Origin of the sequence: Solwaraspora sp. WMMD406, assembly GCF_029626025.1 — a bacterium.
GTDB lineage: Bacteria > Actinomycetota > Actinomycetes > Mycobacteriales > Micromonosporaceae > Micromonospora_E.
Genome location: NZ_JARUBF010000001.1, coordinates 1402484 through 1417481, shown reverse-complemented (window position 1 = coordinate 1417481; position 14998 = coordinate 1402484). Strand labels below are relative to the sequence as shown.

Here is a 14998-nt window from a genome sequence, read left to right as displayed (position 1 = left end):
TAGGTCACTTCTCGATGACGGCGAGGACGTCGCGGGCGGAGAGCACCAGGTACTCCTCGCCGGCGTACTTGACCTCGGTGCCGCCGTACTTCGAGTAGATGACCGTGTCGCCGACGTTGACGTCAACCGGGATCCGGTTGCCCTTGTCGTCGACGCGGCCCGGGCCGACAGCGAGGACGGTGCCCTCCTGCGGCTTCTCCTTGGCGGTGTCGGGGATCACGATGCCCGACGCCGTGGTGGTCTCAGCCTCGTTCGCCTGGACCAGGATCCGGTCCTCGAGCGGCTTGATCGCAACCTTGGTCGCGGTAGTCACGGGCATACCCTCCTGGGGTATCTGGTTTTGGTGCCGGTCACACGGAGCAACCGGCGTCAATCTGCCTCATGCCACCGGGCGGGTCCGTCGTCGCGGGTGCCGGTCCGCCTGGCGTTTCGCCCTCCGGCGTGGGCCGGCGGGCTGGCACCCTCGGTCCGAGAGTGCTAATCGCAGATTAGCAGTCGACCGTACGGAGTGCTAGCCGGATGGCCGAGCGTGGACAATGTCGCGGTGCACCCGGACCAACTGGCCGCCCTGCGTACCCCGGACGGCGAAGCCGCCCTGGTCAGCGCGGCGGAGATCACCGCCGGGCCGGCCGGCGCCGACCCGCTCGCGGCGGCCGCCGCCCTGCGCGCCACCGGGATCGGCGCGGACCTCGCCGCCGCCGCGTTGACCCAGGCCGACCTGCGGCGCCGCGCGGTCGGCAAGTTCGGACCCGACGCCGCCCGGATGTTCTTCACCCGAGCCGGCCTGGAGCAGGCCACCCGGGCGGTGGTCGCGAACCGGCGGGCCGCCAGGTTGCGCGCTGCCGGCGTGCGCACCCTCGCCGACCTCGGTTGCGGTCTCGGCGCGGACACCCTCGCCGCCGCCCGCGCCGGCATCCGCGTGTACGCGGTGGACGCCGACCCCGGCACCGCCGCGCTGGCGGCGGCCAACGCGCGGGCCGCCGGAGTCGCCGACCGGGTGACGGTCGTCTGCGCCGACGCGACCACCGTCGACGTCGCCGGCCACGACGCGGTCTTCTGCGACCCGGCCCGACGCTCGGCCACCGGTCGGCGAACGTTCGACCCGAAGAGCTACTCCCCGCCGTGGGATTTCGTCCAGGCGCTGGTCGAGCGGGTGCCCCGAACGGTGGTGAAGGTGGCGCCCGGCGTCGACCACGCCCTGATTCCCGCCGGTGCCGAGGCCGAATGGGTCAGCGTCGACCGAGACCTGGTCGAGGCCGCGCTGTGGTGCGGGCCGCTGGCGCAGGTCGCTCGCCGGGCCACCCTGTTGCGCACCGGCCGCGCGGCGGTCGAGCTGACCGGCGACGGTACGGAACCGGTGCCGGTCCGGCCGGTGCACGGCCACCAGCAGGACGGGAGCCGCTACCTGTACGACCCGGACGGCAGTGTGATCCGGGCCCACCTGGTCGCCGCGTTCGCCGCGACGGTCGACGGGGCCCTCGCCGACGCCTCGATCGCCTACGTCTACGCCGACACCGCGGTACCGACCCCGTACGGCCGCTGTCTGGAGATCACCGACGTCCTGCCGTTTTCGTTGAAGCGGCTCCGGGCGCTGCTGCGCGAGCGGGGCGTCACGCGGCTGGAGATCCTCAAACGCGGTTCGGCGCTGGACCCGGCCCAGCTCCGTCGGGACCTGCGGATTCGGCCGGGGTCCGGCGGCGGTGACGCGGCCACGCTGGTGCTCACCCGGATCGACGGTGCGCCCACCGCCATCCTCGCCCGCCCGGCGGACCTCTCCCCACCGGACATCGACGGGACGCACGAGCCAACGGGCCGGTAGAGTCCGACGCCATGGCAGGCACGGCTACCCCGGCGACGGCACTGCTGACCAAACGACGGATCGCCTTCCGCCTGCATCCGTACCAGGTGTCGCCGGACACGCCGGACTACGGCGCGGCGGTGGCCGCCGCACTCGGGGTCGACGCGGACCGGGTATTCAAGACGCTCGTCGCGCAGGTCGACGGAGCGCTGGCGGTCGGCATCGTGCCGGTCACCGGGGAGCTGGACCTCAAGGCGCTCGCCGCGGCGCTCGGTGGCAAGCGCGCTCTGCTGGCCGACCGGTCCGTGGCCGAACGGACCACCGGGTACGTCCGGGGCGGGATCAGTCCGCTCGGGCAGCGCAAGCTCCTGCCGACGGTGCTGGATTCCTCGGCCGAAGCCCTCGCCGAGATCTACGTCTCGGCCGGCCGGCGGGGACTGCAGCTGAGCCTGGCTCCCGGCGACCTCGTCGCGCTGACCGGTGCCCGATCGGCCCCGATCTCCGGCCACTGACCGTAGACGCGGTGGATCCGCTGCCGATCTCTGGTCGGCTGGCAGGCGGGCGACGGGCAGATGTCTGCCACGTTGCCGAATTGTTATCGCTGGCAACAAAACTGGTGAGCTCTACGGTCTTGTGCTGGACGCCACACTCCTAATACGTTGCCGGACACAACAAAAGTACGAAGAGCGGCCGATGACCCTGGTCGACGCCGTCGCCCGACGGGTTCCGGAGCCCGTCACCACCGAAACGCACAGTGACGCAGCAGAAACGCCCCGAACCGCACCTGATAGTCCAAAGCCCCTTGAACGCGAACATCACCCCTGAAAGGACCCGTGCGATGCGCAAAGGGATCCTCAGCACCGCAGCCGTCGGCGTACTGCTCGCCGGTGGCCTGACCGCCTGCGGCGATGACACCGGCACCGACACCAGCGCGCCCACGCCCAAGATCGGCGTGATCCTGCCGGACAGCGCCTCCTCCGACCGGTGGGAGACCGCTGACCGGCGCTTCCTGGAGGAAGCGTTCGAGGCCGCCAACGTCGATCACGTCATCCAGAACGCTCAGGGCGACAAGGCCCAGTTCCAGACGATCGCCGACCAGATGATCACCGACGGGGTCACCGTCCTCATGATCGTCAATCTCGACTCCGGCACCGGCAAGGCCGTCCTCGACAAGGCCAAGCAGCAGGGCGTCTCCACCATCGACTACGACCGGCTCACCCTCGGCGGCTCCGCCGAGTACTACGTCAGCTTCGACAACGAAGCCGTCGGCACCCTGCAGGGCGAAGGCCTGGTCAAGTGCCTGACCGACGCCGGCGTGCAGAACCCGACGATCGCCACCCTCAACGGCTCGCAGACCGACAACAACGCCACCCTGTTCAAAGCCGGCTACGACGGCGTGCTCGACCCGCTGTACGAGTCCGGCGAATACACCAAGGGCCCGGACCAATGGGTGCCGGACTGGGACAACACCCAGGCCGCCACCATCTTCGAGCAGATGCTGACCCAGACCGGCGGCGAGATCGACGGCGTGCTGGCCGCCAACGACGGCCTAGGCAACGCGGCGATCTCGGTACTCAAGCGCAACCAGCTCAACGGCCAGGTCCCGGTCACCGGGCAGGACGCCACGCCGCAGGGCCTGCAGAACATCCTCGCCGGCGACCAGTGCATGACCGTCTACAAGGCGATCAAGGCCGAGGCGCAGGCCGCCGCCGACCTGGCGATCGGGCTGGCCAACGGCGAGCGCAAGGAGACCTCGCAGACCGTCGTCGACACCGAGACCAACCGTGAGGTGCCGGCGGTCCTGCTCGCTCCGCAGGCCATCTACCAGGACAACGTGAAGGACGTCGTGGACGACGGGTACGTGACCGCCGAGGAACTCTGCGTCGACGAGTACGCCACGCTCTGCGCCGAGGCCGGCATCAGCTGATCCCGGCGCGCCGGCCCGACCGGCTGCCGACCACGGGTGCCACCTGGCAGGTCCGACCCACCAGGTGGCACCCGTGGCAGCGGCACCGCCTGGACGGACACCCCCGACGAAGGAGACCCACCCGTGTCCGCGACCCCTCTGCTGCAACTGCGCGGGATCAACAAGAACTTCGGTCCCGTCCAGGTGCTGCGCGACGTCGACTTCGACGTCCATCCCGGCGAGGTCACCGCGCTCGTCGGCGACAACGGTGCCGGCAAATCCACCCTGGTCAAATGCATCAGCGGCATCCACCCGATCGACGGTGGCGAAGTCCTGGTCAACGGCCACCGGGTGCACATCCACAACCCGCGTGACGCCGCGTCGCACGGCATCGAGGTCGTCTACCAGGACCTCGCGCTCTGCGACAACCTCGACATCGTGCAGAACATGTTCCTGGGCCGCGAAAAGCGCTCCGGGCTCGTGCTCGACGAGACCACCATGGAACAGATGGCCGCCGACACCCTCGCCGGTCTGTCCGTACGAACCGTCAAGTCGCTGCGCCAACTCGTCGCCAGCCTCTCCGGTGGCCAACGCCAGACCGTCGCCATCGCCAAGGCGGTGCTCTGGAACAGCAAGGTCGTCATCCTCGACGAGCCCACCGCCGCGCTCGGCGTCGCGCAGACCGCCCAGGTGCTGGAACTGGTCCGCCGGCTCGCCGACAACGGCCTCGCCGTCGTGCTGATCTCGCACAACATGAACGACGTCTTCGCCGTATCCGACCGGATCGCCGCGCTGTACCTCGGCCAGATGGTCGCCCAGGTACGCAGCACCGAGATCACCCACGCACAGATCGTGGAACTGATCACCGCCGGTCGCAGCGGTCAGCTCGGCCTGCCCGCCGACAACGGCGCCGAGTACACCGCCACCACCGGACCGGGAGCCGACCGATGAGCACCGCCACCACGACAGCCCAGCGGCCCGCCGCCCCGGCCGCGTCCTCCGGCGTCGGCGAACACCTGCGCAACTACTTCTCACGGGTCCGCGGCGGCGACCTCGGCGCGCTGCCGGCCATCCTCGGCCTCGTCGTGCTCTGCACCGTCTTCTCGATCGTGCGGCCCAACTTCTTCACCGCCGGCAACTTCGCCAACCTGTTCATCCAAGGCGGCGCGGTCATCCTGATCGCGATGGGACTGATCTTCGTCCTGCTGCTCGGCGAGATCGACCTGTCCGCCGGCTTCGCCAGCGGCGTCTGCGCCGCGATCCTGGCGGTCGTCTCCACCGAGATGGGACTGCCCTGGTACGTGGCCGTTCTCGCGGCGATCGCCACCGGCACCCTGATCGGCACCACACTCGGCATCCTCGTTGCCAAGGTCGGCATCCCGTCGTTCGTGGTCACCCTCGCCGCGTTCCTCGCCTTCCAGGGCCTCGTGCTGCTGCTGATCAAAGGCGGGACGAACATCTCGCTGCGCGACGACGTCCTGATCGCGATCGTCAACCGTAACGTCCCACCGCTCGTCGGCTGGGCGATCTTCGGCGTCGGCGTGGCCGGGTTCGCGCTGATCCAGCTGCTGCGCTACCGCAGCCGCTCCGCCAAGGGCCTGGTCACCGACCCGATGGTGGTCGTGCTGGCCCGGATCGGCGTACTGATCGCGGTCGCCGGCGCCGCCGTCTACATCCTCAACCAGGAACGCAGCGTCAACCCGCTGCTCACCTCACTGCGCGGGGTGCCGATCGTGGTGCCGATCATCGTCGTACTGCTGATCTTCTGGACGTTCGTGCTCCGGCGCACCGCCTACGGCCGGCACATCTACGCCGTCGGCGGCAACCGCGAGGCGGCCCGCCGGGCCGGCATCAACGTCGACCGGATCCGGATCTCCGCGTTCATGATCTGCTCCTCGATGGCTGCCGTCGGCGGCATCGTCGCCGCCAGCCGGAGCAACTCGGTCGACGCCAACACCGGCGGCAGCAACGTGCTGCTGTTCGCCGTCGGCGCGGCGGTGATCGGCGGCACCAGCCTCTTCGGCGGCAAAGGCCGGGTCCTCGACGCGGTCCTCGGCGGTGCCGTGGTCGCCGTCATCGAAAACGGCATGGCGCTGATGAACGTCAGCTCCGGGGTGAAGTTCGTGTTCACCGGACTGGTACTGCTGCTGGCAGCCAGCGTCGACGCGCTGTCGCGCCGCCGGGCCGCCACCGGATCCCGTTGACCCCGGAGACGACGGACCGATGCGGGCAGGGCCCAGCCAGGACGAGATCCGCCGGCAGAACCTCGGTGCGCTCCTCCGCCACGTACACCTGCACGGCGCCACCTCCCGGGCGGAACTGACCACCGCCCTCGGCCTCAACCGCAGCACCATCGGCGCACTCACCGCCGACCTGGCCGCCGCCGGCCTGGTCAGCGAAGGCGGCGGGCGGGAAACCGGGCGGGCCGGACGACCATCGCTGGTCGTCCGGCCCGAGTCACAGCGGGTGTACGCGTACGCGCTGAGCATCGAGGTCGACCAGCTGCGGGCGGCCCGGGTCGGGTTGGGCGGCCGGATCCTCGACCAGCGGACCGCCGACCGGCCCAGAGGCACCCTGGCCGCCGAGTCGGTCGGCCCGCTCGCCGGGTTCGTCAAGGAACTGCACCAGGCCGTACCGGCCGGGTCGGTCCTGGTCGGCAGCGCGGTCGCGGTCTGCGGGATGGTCCGCCGCGACGACGGCATGGTCCGGCTCGGGCCGACGATGGGCTGGGTCGACGAACCGCTCGGCCCGGCGCTGGCCGAGGCGCTCGGGCCGACGTTGACCGAAGCGTTCGGCAACGACCGGGGCGTGCTGGTCGGCAACGTGTCGGACCTGTGCGCGCTGGCCGAACACGCCCGGGGCGCGGCGGTCGCCTGCGACAACGTCGTCTACCTGTACGGCGACGTCGGCGTCGGGGCCGGCATCATCGCCGGCGGACGCCGGGTCACCGGCCACGGCGGGTACGGCGGGGAGGTCGGCCACATGGTGGTGCACCCCGGTGGCCGGCCCTGCCTGTGCGGATCCCGTGGCTGCTGGGAAACCGAGATCGGCGAACACGCCCTGGTACGGGCCGCCGGGCGGACCGGGGCGGTCGGCCGGGAGGCGGTGCTGGCCGTCGTCGACGCCGCCGACCGGGGCGACAGCAGCGCGCAACTCGCCATCCGCCAGGTCGGCGACTGGCTCGGCTTCGGCGTCGCCAACCTGGTCAACATCTTCAACCCGGAGACGGTGATCTTCGGCGGAACGCTGCGCGACGTCTACCTGGCGGCGGCCGCACACGTCCGCAGCCGGCTCAACTCCAACGCGCTGCCGGCCTGCCGGGAACACGTCCGGCTGCGGACGCCGAAGCTCGGCGACGACGCGGCGCTGATCGGCGCCGCCGAACTCGCCTTCGAACGGCTGCTCGCCGACCCCCTCGACGCCACCACCGGTTAGCCGCACACTGGTCAGCCCCACACTGGCCAGCCGCGCAGCGGTCAGCCGCGCGGGCCGGTGGTGGTGGCCGCAGCGGTGGTGACGTCCGCACCGTGCCAGGACCGCCACAGCGCGGCGTACGAGCCACCGGCGGCGACCAGCTCGTCGTGCGAACCCAGCTCGCTGATCAGACCGTCCTCCACGACCGCGATCCGGTCGGCGTCGTGGGCGGAGAACAGCCGGTGGGCGATCGCGATCACCGTCCGCCCGTGCAGCACCGCGGCCAGCGACCGCTCCAACTGCCGGGCGGTACGCGGATCGATCAGCGAGGTCGCCTCGTCCAGCACCAACGTCTGCGGATCGGCCAACACGAGCCGGGCCAGCGCCAGCTGCTGCGCCTGCGCCGCCGACAGCGGATGCCCACCCGCACCGACCACGGTGGCCAGCCCCGCCGGCAACTCGGTCGCCCAGTCCAGGGCGTCGACCGCCGCCAGGGCAGCCCGTACCTGATCGTCGGTGGCGTCCGGCCGGACCAACGCCACGTTGTCCCGGACCGTACCGATGAACACATGATGTTCCTGGGTGACCAGGGCGACCCGAGACCGCAGCTGGTCGGGACCGAGGTCGGCCAGCGGCATCCCGCCGACGGTGACCGCCCCGGCGGTGGGCCGCAGCACACCGGCGATCAGCCGGCCGAGAGTGGACTTGCCGGCGCCGGACGGTCCGACGATGGCGATCCGCTCGCCCGGACGCGGCACCAGGGTCACCCCGCGCAGCACTTCGTGCCCGTCGACGTAGCTGAACCGCACATCCCGGGCGGCCACCGGTTCCGCCGATCGAGTCGTCGGCTCAGTCGACCCGGCGGCCGGCTCCGCCGACCCGGACTGCCCGGCGGCCGTCGGCGCGGGCGACGGTCCGTCGTCCTGCGCGACCCCGAGCAGCCGGGCCAGCGACGCGCCGCCGATCTGCAGCTCGTCGAGCCAGTTGAGCAGCCGGTCCAGCGGTCCGCTGAGCATCTGCACGTAGATGACGGCGGCGGTGACCTGGCCGAGGCTGACCCAGCCGCGCAGATAGAACCAGCCACCGATCACCAGGGTGGCGACGACCGGCACCACGTACCCGATCTCGATGATCGGGAACCAGACGGTCCGCAACCACAAGGTGTGACGCTCGGTGGCGTACTGGTGGCGGATGTCGGCGTCGGTCCGCAGCCGGCGGCGGTCCTGCTGCCGCAACGCCTCCACGGTCCGCGCCCCCTCGACGGTCTCCGCCAACCCGTCGGTGATGTCCGCGTAGGCGGCGCTCTCCCGCAAGTAGGCCTCGGGTGCCCGCCGCAGGTACCACCGGGTGCCGGCCCACAGCACCGGGACCACGATCAGGCAGGGCACCGCGATCAGCGGGCCGAGCACGATCAGCGCGCCGACGATGAAGGTCGCCGTACTGAGCGCGATCAGCGTCTCCGGGACCGCGAACCGCACCGTCCGCGACAGTGCCGACACGTCCCGCGAGGTACGGGTCAGCAGGTCGCCGGTGCCGGCCCGCTCCACCGTGGCCAGCGGGATGGCCAGCACCCGCTCGACGAACTCCTCCCGCAGCGTGGCGAGCACCCGCTCGCCGAGTCGGGACGAGGCGACGTGCGCGTAGCGGGCCAACACCGACTGCAGGATCAGGAACCCCGCGATGGCCAACGCGGTACGGTCCACCGTCGCGGCGACGGTGCCGGCGGACAACGCCTCGACCAGGCCGCCGAGCAGTCGCGGTGCGGCCAGCCCGGCGACCGCCGCCGCCGCGTGCAGGGCGATCGCGGTGGCGAGCATCCGGGGATGCCGGCGGATCACCGTACGGGTGTATCGGCGGACCTGCGCCGGCCCGGCCACCGGAAGCGTGGTCACGGCTGGTCACCACCCCGGGTGACCAGCGCCGCGTACTGTGGCTCGCGCTCCAGCAACGCCCGGTGGGTGCCTTCGGCGACCACCTTGCCGTCGTACAGGAACGCCACCTGATCGGCCTGGTCCAGCAGCAGCGGGCTGGTGCTGCACACGACGGTGGTGCGACCGGACCGGGCGGCCCGCAGTCGCCCGGCGATCCGGGCCTCGGTGTGGGCGTCCACCGCGCTGGTCGGCTCGACCAGGACCAGGAACGGCGGGTCGGCCAGCAACGCCCGGACCAGCCGCAGCCGCTGCTGTTGGCCGCCGGAGAACTCCCGGCCCCGCTCGGCGACCCGGGCGTCGAGCCCGTCGGGCAGCGCCGCCACGATGTCGGTGGCGCTCGCCGCGACCAGGGCCGAGGTCAGCTCGTCATCGGCCGCGCCGCCGACGATGTCCAGCTCGTCGCGGAGCCGGCCGGTGAACAGCCGGGCGTCGTTGTCGGCCACCAGGATCCGCTCCCGGACCGCGCCGAGCGCCAGCTCCCGCAGCGGTACGCCGGCCAGGGTGACCTCGGCGTCGACGTAGCGCCCGAGCCGGTCGGCCAGCGCGGTCGCCGCCGCCGGGTCGCTGGCCGCGACAGCCGTCAGCCGGCCCGGGGCCACCCGCAACCCGGAAACCGCGTCGAAGAGCACGCCGGGCAGCCGGGGCACCGGTTTCGGCGCGGGCGGGTCGGTCAGCTCGGGTGCCAAGGCGAGCAGGCCGACGACCCGGCGGGCCGCGACGTACCCGGTGGTCTCGGTGGTGATGAACTCGCTGAGCGTCCGGATCGGGCCGACCAGGAACGCGGTGTATCCGTAGAAGGCCACCAGCTGGCCGACGGTGATCTCACCGGACAGCGTGAACCGGGCCCCCAGCCAGGTCACCAGGACCAGGAACATGCCGGGCAGCAGCAGCTGGGCGGCTTCGAGCAGGGATTCGACCCCGGCGACCCGGACCCCGCGTCGGCGCAGCTCCTGCGATTCGGTCCGGTAGCGCGTCGCGAGGACCCGCTCGCCGCCCACCCCCCGTACGATTCGCAACCCGGTGACGATGTCGTTCGCGAGCGTCGCCAGAATGGCCTGCTGGTCGCGGTACACCTGCTGGTGGCGGTGCAGCGGCCGGACCAGGCCGCCCACCACCGCCATCAGCAGCGGTACGCCGACCAGCACCACGAGCCCGAGCGGCACCGATGTGGCCAGCAGGATCGCGGTGATCACCACGATCGCGACGAGCGCGCCACTTGCCCGGCTGACGATCTCGATGGCGCTGCCGAGGTTGCTGATGTCGGCGGTGCCGATGCTCACCACCTCGCCGGTGGCCAGCCGTTTCGGCAGGGCTGCGCCGAGCCGGTTGGCCTGCCGTACGGTGATCTGCGTGGTCCGGTAGGCCGTGGACAGCCAGACGAACACCGCGAACCGGTGCAGGACGACTCCGGCGGTGGCCTGGAGCAGCCCCAGACCGAGCAGGACCAGTCCCCAGTTCCGCAGGGCGGCGGCGTCCCGGTCGGCGAGTCCACTGTCAATGGCCACCCCGACCACCGCCGGCATCAACGCCTGACTCACCGTCCACACCACCGACAGCAGCGCGGCCGCCGTCAGGGCCGGCCCGACCTTGCCGACCAGCCACAGCAGGTACCGCCCGGGCGACCGTGGGTCGGGCACTCCGGGGTCGGGTTCGGGTAACGGGCGCATGACTCAGCGAGACTAGGCCGTCGCCCGATAGGCGAGCCACCGAATTTCCGGTCCGGGTCGAGATCCCGGTCCGGGCGGAGGCTCAGCGGTCGACCTGGGTGAAGTCCCAACTGTGCGGCGGCCGGGTGACCAGGCGCAGCGGCGGTTCCGGCAGGGAGGCCGGACTGCTGCGCCACTTCGACACCACGACCAGCCGGTCGTCGGTGGACGAAAACACCTCACTGGCCACATGCAGCGGACTGTGCTCGATCTCGGGCAGCGCGGTGTCGCACACCCAGGTGAGCAGCTCGGCGAGTCGGGACGGTTCGGCCTTCGCTTCCCACATCCGCACGATCACGTCGCCGGACATTACACGCTCACCACGGTCAGCGGCAGCGCGGAGTCGGCCGGCAGGTCGAGGGCGCTCGCCGGTACCCCGGCCGCGACCAGGTGCGAGCCGAGCGCGGCGACCATCGCGCCGTTGTCGGTACACAGTTTGGGCCGAGGCACCCGTACCTGGATGCCATAGCGTGCGCACCGCTGCTCGGCCAGCGCGCGCAACCGCGAGTTCGCGGCCACCCCACCACCGATGACCAGGGTCTCGATGCCCCGGTCCCGGCAGGCGTCGACTGCCTTGGCGGTCAGTACGTCGCAGACCGCCTCCTGGAAGGACGCGGCCACGTCCGCGACCGGCACCGGTTCGCCGGCCCGCTGCCGGGCCTCGACCCAGCGGGCGACGGCGGTCTTCAGACCCGAAAACGAAAAGTCGAAGCGGTGCGCGGCGAGGTCCTTCGGCGCGGTCAGCCCGCGCGGGAAGGCGATGGCGGCCGGATCACCCTCGCGGGCCGACCGGTCGATCGGCGGACCACCGGGGAACGGCAGACCGAGCAGCCGGGCCACCTTGTCGAACGCCTCCCCGGCCGCGTCGTCGATGGTCGCGCCGAGCGGGGTGACCCCGGCGGTCAGGTCGTCGACCAGCAGCAACGACGAATGCCCGCCGGAGACCAGCAGGGCGATCGCCGGTTCCGGCAGCGGCCCGTGTTCGAGGGTGTCGACCGCGACGTGCGCCGCGAGATGGTTGACCCCGTAGATCGGTTTCTCGGCGGCGACCGCGTACCCCTTGGCCGCGGCGACCCCGACGAGGAGCGCACCGGCCAAGCCCGGCCCGGCGGTCACCGCGATAGCGTCGATGTCGGCCAACGTCACGCCGGCGTCGTCGAGGGCCCGCCGCATGGTCGGCACGATCGCTTCCAGATGGGCCCGGCTCGCCACCTCGGGCACCACCCCGCCGAACCGGGCGTGCTCGTCGACGCTGGAGGCGAGCGCGTCGGCGAGCAGCGTGTGCCCACGGACGATGCCGACTCCGGTCTCGTCGCAGGAGGTCTCGATCCCGAGGACCAGGGGTTCGTCAGCCATCTCGCATCATCACCAGAGCATCGGTGTTGCTGGGTTGGTAGTAGCCGCGCCGTACGGCGACCGGTTCGAACCCGTACGCCGCGTAGAGCCGCTGCGCGCCGGCGTTGTCGACCGCGACTTCGAGCATGGTCCGCCGGGCCCCCTGCCGGGCCGCCTCGTCCAGCAGCCGGCCGAGCAGCGTACGGCCGAGACCGTGCCGTTGGACGTCCCGCCGGACGGCGATGTTCTGCACCCACGCCTCGTCCGGTGCGCCGGGTGCGCCGGCGACGGTCAGTCCGGCGTAACCGACCACGTCACCGGCCGCGTCGAGTGCGGCGAGGTAGTGGTGGCCGTTGGCCAGCTCGTTCCAGAACATCTCGGCCGACCAGCGCTCGGCACCGAACAGGTCCGCCTCGATCGGGAGCACCTGGTCGATGTGCCACCACCGGAACCGGGTGATGGTGGTGGTCACGTGAGCACCGGTTTGCGGGTCGTCGCCGCGACCGCGTCGGGTCGGCGCAGATAGCACGGGGTCAGCGGCTCGGTGGGCGCCCCCGCGCGGACCCGGTCGGCGGCGAGTTCAGCCAGCCGTGACGCGGCGGGAAAGCGTGGCTCGGGCAGTACGGGGACCCCGAGCTGGTCGGCGTAGCGTAGCGCTCCGTCACCGACCGCCACCGTGACACCGAGGCCGGGCAGGGCCGCCGCCACCGCTGCCGGGGTGTCCACGGCCGGCCCGGTGACCCGTACTCCGTCCGAGTAGACCGCCCAGTAGATCTCCCGCCGCCGCGCGTCGGTGGCCACCAGCGTCCGGCCCGACAACGTGCCGGAGGCCACTGCGGCACGACCGGCCGTGCCCGGACCAGCCGCGTCACGGCCGAGTGCGTCGAGCGAGTTGACCCCGTACGCCGGGATCCCGAGGGCGTGGGCGATGCTGGCAGCGGTGACCAGGCCGGCCCGCAGGCCGGTGAACGGCCCAGGGCCAAGTCCGGCGACCAACCCGGCCAGGTCGGCCGGTGCCGCACCGGCCTCGGCCAGGACCGCGGTGATCTGCGGGGCGAGCAGTTCCCCGTGTGCCCGGGCGTCGACGGTGCACCGTGCTGCCAGCGGCCGCACCTCGTCGGCCGTGACCTCGGCCAGCGCCACGGTCACGGCGGGCGTCGACGAGTCCAGCACCAATACCAGCACGGTATGCACCCTAACCGGGCACCTCCGGCGACCGTCGCGCCGGTGCCCACAGCGCGCCGTCCGGTGCCGGCCACCCACCCCGGGAACCCATAATCGATTTCGCGTTGATCCCGCAGGGGGATCATGATCCCCCTGCGGGATCAACCGCAAACGCACTACCGTGTCCCGGGCCGAAACACCGTGTCCCGGTCCGGGACAAGCGATTCGAGTCGAATCCACGTCAGACACGTGGACGCCGACCGGCGGCGACTGGATCATCCGCAGATGACCGACGGACGACTTGCCGCACTTCTCGGTGCCACGCTGCGCCAGGAACGAGAGTCCCGCCTGCTCACCCAGCGTGCGCTGGCGAGCCGTGCCGGTGTCGGTCAGGCGAGCCTGGCCAGGATCGAGCGGGGTGTGCAGACGCCGAGCCTGGCGCTGGTCGAACGGCTGTTCGCGGCCATGGACCGCCAGCTCACGATCGGGGTGGAGGACCTCGACGCCCACGTCGATCGGCTCCTCGCCGGTGCCGGCACCCGTCCGTTCGCCGATCGGCTCGGCGACACCGACGTCGCCCGGTTCCGGCAACGCGCCACCGGGATCAGCTACGTCTTCGACGGTCCGACGGCCGCGTTGCTGCACGGGGTACCGGTGCCGGCGCCCGGGGTGCACGTGGTCCTGCTCTGGTCCGAGGCCGCCGCCGTCACCGACTGGCTGACCCGGATGTACGCCCGCCGGTGGTACGACAAGTGGCAGGAGTACGGGCACCTCCCCGTCGATCCTCGTGAGCCCGGAGCGCACCGCTGGCGGACGATGGCCGGCGAGATCCACGCCCGGATGTCCGACGAGGTGCCGGAGCGGATCGAGATCCGCCACGACGGCGAGACGTATCCGGTCGTGCCGCTGACCGAGGTGGAGATCGCCGACCCACACACCGCTGACCTGCTGCGCCGCTATCGCCAGCTACGAGGGGCCCGGGGCGACGGTCACCCCGCGACGGATTGACCCGGGCCGTCACTGCCCCGAATCGTGCTGACCGCCGGTGCGGCTCCAGTCGATGGTCGGCAGCCCGGCGTCGGCGAGCGCCTTGTTGGTCGCGCTGAACGGGAGGGAGCCGAGGAACCCGCGCGGGTTCATCGGGCTGGGATGGCCGGCCTCCAGCACCACGTGCGACGGGTTGCCGATCAGCTCACGCTTGCGGCGGGCGTAGCCACCCCAGAGCAGGAAGACGATCCGCTGGTCACGGGCGTCGAGCGCGCGGATCGTGGCGTCGGTGAACTCCTCCCACCCCGCTCCGGCGTGCGAGTTGGGCTTGCCTTGCCGCACGGTCAGGACCGCGTTGAGCAGCAGTACGCCCTGCGCCGCCCAGCCGGTCAGATCGCCGCTGCGCGGCATCGGCACGTCGACGTCGGCGCTGAGCTCCTTGAAGACGTTACGCAGTGACGGCGGGATCGACACCCCGTCCCGCACGCTGAAGCTGAGCCCGTGGGCCTGACCGACCCGGTGGTACGGATCCTGGCCGAGGATCAGCACCCGGCACTGGTCCGGCGGGCAGAGCCGGTAGGCGGTGAACAGGTCCTCCTGGGGTGGGAAGACGCTTTGGGTCGCGTACTCCCGGGCGACGAACTCACCCAGGGCGGCAGTGCGGGCGGCGTCGAGGTGCGGGGCGAGCTCCGCCGCCCAGGCTGGTGGCAGAAGCTCCGGCAGATCGAGCATCGGGGTGACGCCTTCCATGAGGACC

15 protein-coding genes are annotated in these 14998 nt (G+C 71.8%); 7 read left to right on the top strand and 8 right to left on the bottom strand.

Annotation, left to right across the window (positions count from 1 at the left end):
- Window positions 1–4: 4 nt before the first annotated feature.
- Window positions 5–319 carry a co-chaperone GroES gene (gene groES / locus O7632_RS06435; protein WP_123606067.1) on the bottom strand — a complete coding sequence of 105 codons (315 nt, stop codon included), beginning with the start codon at window positions 317–319 and terminating at the stop codon, window positions 5–7.
- Window positions 320–544: 225 nt separating this feature from the next.
- On the opposite strand from groES, the gene O7632_RS06430 reads away from it, so the two are divergent.
- The 6 genes from O7632_RS06430 (at window position 545) to O7632_RS06405 (ending at window position 7139) form a co-directional block, all read left to right on the top strand.
- Window positions 545–1819, top strand: a complete 1275-nt coding sequence (locus O7632_RS06430) for a class I SAM-dependent methyltransferase (RefSeq protein ID WP_278119880.1) — start codon at window positions 545–547, stop codon at window positions 1817–1819.
- An 11-nt stretch (window positions 1820–1830) separates the two neighbouring features.
- Window positions 1831–2310: a Cys-tRNA(Pro) deacylase gene (gene ybaK, locus O7632_RS06425; protein WP_278112212.1), complete on the top strand. Its 480-nt coding sequence runs from the start codon at window positions 1831–1833 to the stop codon at window positions 2308–2310.
- 326 nt (window positions 2311–2636) lie between these two features.
- Window positions 2637–3725: a substrate-binding domain-containing protein gene (locus O7632_RS06420; RefSeq protein ID WP_278112211.1), complete on the top strand. Its 1089-nt coding sequence runs from the start codon at window positions 2637–2639 to the stop codon at window positions 3723–3725.
- Between the two features lie 123 nt (window positions 3726–3848).
- On the top strand, window positions 3849–4655 hold the full coding sequence (locus O7632_RS06415) for an ATP-binding cassette domain-containing protein (protein ID WP_278112209.1): 807 nt from the start codon (window positions 3849–3851) through the stop codon (window positions 4653–4655).
- Window positions 4652–5908: an ABC transporter permease gene (locus O7632_RS06410; RefSeq protein ID WP_278112207.1), complete on the top strand. Its 1257-nt coding sequence runs from the start codon at window positions 4652–4654 to the stop codon at window positions 5906–5908. The genes O7632_RS06415 and O7632_RS06410 overlap by 4 nt, the downstream gene beginning before the upstream one ends.
- Before the next feature lie 19 nt (window positions 5909–5927).
- On the top strand, window positions 5928–7139 hold the full coding sequence (locus O7632_RS06405; protein WP_278112206.1) for an ROK family transcriptional regulator: 1212 nt from the start codon (window positions 5928–5930) through the stop codon (window positions 7137–7139).
- 41 nt (window positions 7140–7180) lie between these two features.
- Here the strand turns inward: O7632_RS06405 and O7632_RS06400 are convergent, their stop codons facing one another.
- The 6 genes from O7632_RS06400 to tsaB all read right to left on the bottom strand — a co-directional run bounded on the left by O7632_RS06400 (window position 7181) and on the right by tsaB (window position 13275).
- Window positions 7181–9010 (bottom strand): ABC transporter ATP-binding protein, encoded by a 1830-nt coding sequence (locus tag O7632_RS06400; RefSeq protein ID WP_278112204.1) that lies wholly within the window; start codon window positions 9008–9010, stop codon window positions 7181–7183.
- Window positions 9007–10716 carry an ABC transporter ATP-binding protein gene (locus O7632_RS06395; protein WP_278112202.1) on the bottom strand — a complete coding sequence of 570 codons (1710 nt, stop codon included), beginning with the start codon at window positions 10714–10716 and terminating at the stop codon, window positions 9007–9009. Before O7632_RS06395 ends, O7632_RS06400 begins: the two co-directional genes overlap by 4 nt.
- Before the next feature lie 82 nt (window positions 10717–10798).
- Window positions 10799–11053 carry a hypothetical protein gene (locus O7632_RS06390; RefSeq protein WP_278119878.1) on the bottom strand — a complete coding sequence of 85 codons (255 nt, stop codon included), beginning with the start codon at window positions 11051–11053 and terminating at the stop codon, window positions 10799–10801.
- A gap of 11 nt (window positions 11054–11064) precedes the next feature.
- Window positions 11065–12111, bottom strand: coding sequence for a tRNA (adenosine(37)-N6)-threonylcarbamoyltransferase complex transferase subunit TsaD (gene tsaD, locus O7632_RS06385; RefSeq protein WP_278112200.1), 1047 nt, complete (start codon window positions 12109–12111; stop codon window positions 11065–11067).
- Entirely contained in the window at window positions 12104–12562 is a 459-nt protein-coding gene (gene rimI, locus O7632_RS06380; RefSeq protein WP_278112199.1) for a ribosomal protein S18-alanine N-acetyltransferase, read from the bottom strand. Before rimI ends, tsaD begins: the two co-directional genes overlap by 8 nt.
- On the bottom strand, window positions 12559–13275 hold the full coding sequence (gene tsaB / locus O7632_RS06375) for a tRNA (adenosine(37)-N6)-threonylcarbamoyltransferase complex dimerization subunit type 1 TsaB (RefSeq protein WP_278119876.1): 717 nt from the start codon (window positions 13273–13275) through the stop codon (window positions 12559–12561). The genes rimI and tsaB overlap by 4 nt, the downstream gene beginning before the upstream one ends.
- 264 nt (window positions 13276–13539) lie before the next feature.
- Here tsaB and O7632_RS06370 point away from each other — a divergent pair, with 264 nt between their 5' ends.
- Window positions 13540–14262, top strand: coding sequence for a helix-turn-helix domain-containing protein (locus O7632_RS06370; RefSeq protein ID WP_278112197.1), 723 nt, complete (start codon window positions 13540–13542; stop codon window positions 14260–14262).
- A gap of 9 nt (window positions 14263–14271) precedes the next feature.
- Here O7632_RS06370 and ung read toward each other — a convergent pair whose 3' ends face one another.
- Window positions 14272–14991: a uracil-DNA glycosylase gene (ung, locus tag O7632_RS06365; RefSeq protein WP_278119874.1), complete on the bottom strand. Its 720-nt coding sequence runs from the start codon at window positions 14989–14991 to the stop codon at window positions 14272–14274.
- Window positions 14992–14998: the final 7 nt, after the last annotated feature.

What these genes read in the sequence shown, in the direction of transcription:
- groES (WP_123606067.1), bottom strand. Translation starts at nt 319, where the DNA reads ATGCCCGTGACTACCGCGACCAAGGTTGCGATCAAGCCGCTCGAGGAC.
- ybaK (WP_278112212.1), top strand. Translation starts at nt 1,831, where the DNA reads ATGGCAGGCACGGCTACCCCGGCGACGGCACTGCTGACCAAACGACGG.
- O7632_RS06420 (WP_278112211.1), top strand. Translation starts at nt 2,637, where the DNA reads ATGCGCAAAGGGATCCTCAGCACCGCAGCCGTCGGCGTACTGCTCGCC.
- O7632_RS06410 (WP_278112207.1), top strand. Translation starts at nt 4,652, where the DNA reads ATGAGCACCGCCACCACGACAGCCCAGCGGCCCGCCGCCCCGGCCGCG.
- O7632_RS06405 (WP_278112206.1), top strand. Translation starts at nt 5,928, where the DNA reads ATGCGGGCAGGGCCCAGCCAGGACGAGATCCGCCGGCAGAACCTCGGT.
- O7632_RS06395 (WP_278112202.1), bottom strand. Translation starts at nt 10,716, where the DNA reads ATGCGCCCGTTACCCGAACCCGACCCCGGAGTGCCCGACCCACGGTCG.
- tsaD (WP_278112200.1), bottom strand. Translation starts at nt 12,111, where the DNA reads ATGGCTGACGAACCCCTGGTCCTCGGGATCGAGACCTCCTGCGACGAG.
- O7632_RS06370 (WP_278112197.1), top strand. Translation starts at nt 13,540, where the DNA reads ATGACCGACGGACGACTTGCCGCACTTCTCGGTGCCACGCTGCGCCAG.
- ung (WP_278119874.1), bottom strand. Translation starts at nt 14,991, where the DNA reads ATGGAAGGCGTCACCCCGATGCTCGATCTGCCGGAGCTTCTGCCACCA.